This window comes from Wolbachia endosymbiont of Atemnus politus (genome assembly GCF_013309895.1).
This window is the reverse complement of sequence record NZ_JAAXCS010000171.1, coordinates 1-1,855: the sequence shown is the minus strand read 5'-3', so window position 1 is coordinate 1,855 and position 1,855 is coordinate 1. Positions and strand designations below refer to the sequence as shown.

2 protein-coding genes are annotated in these 1,855 nt (G+C 35.8%); both read right to left on the bottom strand.

Features of this window, described 5'->3' with window-relative positions:
- A partial coding sequence (locus tag HET73_RS07215; RefSeq protein ID WP_174134278.1) for an ankyrin repeat domain-containing protein occupies positions 1 to 147 on the bottom strand: 147 nt, incomplete at its 3' end.
- Positions 111 to 836 (bottom strand): ankyrin repeat domain-containing protein, encoded by a 726-nt coding sequence (locus HET73_RS07210; RefSeq protein ID WP_174134277.1) that lies wholly within the window; start codon positions 834 to 836, stop codon positions 111 to 113. The genes HET73_RS07210 and HET73_RS07215, both read right to left, overlap by 37 nt.
- Between the last annotated feature and the right edge of the window lie 1,019 nt (positions 837 to 1,855).

Below are 1,855 nucleotides of genomic sequence, written 5' to 3'. Positions count from 1 at the left end.
TAGAGTTCCCACAACTTCTACACTGGAGTAGCATGAAACAGCCAAATGTAAAGAAGTGCGTTTATCTTTATCTACTGCATTAACATCAGCTCCTCCTTCTATTAGAACTTTTACAATTTTTTCTTCGCGATAACGTGAAGCAGCCAAATGTAAAGGGGTACTTCCATTTTTACATTTACCACTTTAACATTAGCTCTGTTTTGTATTATAGCATTAAGTATGTCTGTGTGACCATGTTCAGCACCTAAATGTAAAGGAGTACACCTATCTTGATTTTCTGCGTTAACATTAGCCCCTCTTTTTATTAGAGCTTGTACAAATTTTCCGTCGTCATCATTTAAAGCGACTAAATGCAAAGGAGTATTCCCATCTTTATCTACCACTTTAACATCAGCTTCTCCTATTAGAATATTTAAGGCTTCTTCATTATTCCAATCTGAGACAGTTAAAAGTAAAGGAGTTTTGCTGTCTTTATCTTTTGCATTAACGTCAATGTCTTTTGCTTTCAGTAGAGCACTTATTGCTCCTTCACTACCAAACCGAGCAGCACAATGCAAAGGAGTTTCAGAATTTTTATTTATTAAATTAACATCAATATCTTCTGCTTTTAACAGAGCATCTATTGCTTTCTTGCTGTTGTGGAAAGCGGCCCAGTGCAAAGGGGTATATATAACACAGTCTCTTGCGTTGACATTTATTTCTCCTGCCCTTAACAAAACGTCTATTACCTTTTCACTATTAAATTCGGCAGCTACATGTAAAGGAGTCCCCAGAGATGATCCACCTTGTACCGCATTAACACCAATTCCTTCTACTTTTGATAAGGCATTCGCCACATTTCCTAGGTTTATCGTGGGCAACTAAGTGTAATAATGTGTATTCATACTCATGATCTTCAAATAACAATGGAAGATCAGACTTAAAAACAGTGTGAAACAGGTGATTTACCTTAAAACCAGCTTTTCCCCATTTTTCATACTCATCTCTGTCTTTCTCTTTTAATTTCTTTGCATCTTTTCAATTACGTTATCTTTACTTAAATCTATTTCTTTATCGATTGCACTTAATATTTCTCTCCACTGTTCGTATTTCATCATTACCCTCATTGTAAATAATACTTTATTTAGTATGGATTACGACAAGAAAAAAGTCAACTTATTTTTTTCGAAAACGGTGTCATCCAACTCTTCCTGTCATCCCAGTAGCCTCCTTTTCTTGTCATCCAAGTAGTCTAGGAGGGTGTTATCCCAGTACTGGGATCCAGTTTTTTTTTATCAAAAATTTATATTTTGATAGTTAAATTCATTACATATTGTATGATCTGGGCTGGAATGACAAGCTTTCTCCTGTCATCCCAATACCCCTCATCCTGTCATTCCAGTACTGGGATCCAGGAAAAAAAGGCAGCGCGTGACACTGGCAGGAGGGCAGTACCCCCAATCCCAGTACTGGGATCCAGGAAAAATATAGGTCACGCTTTTGAATTGTTTTAGATATAAAACTTAAGAAAATATTTAAGAAATTCACCAAATCGAAAAAAAGGCAAAAGAACCCCTGGTCATTATCTATTTCTAGTATCGGCGTTTTTAAAGTCTTAAACGCTGCAATTTAGCGACTTTTAAACTGCAACAGACCTTAATTTAAATATTAAAATTTATTAAGCAGAAAAAAAGGCAAAAGAAACCTAGGGTAGCTAGTATTCAAATTCTCCCTTGTTCTATTTGACGTTCTATACTGACTTAAACGACTTATAAGCGCGTTTCAGCTTGAAAACCTAGAAGTTTTATGAAGACACGGAGTGCACACAGTGCAAACATTTAAACATGAAACGCCAAATACAAAGTTTCCTTTGTCG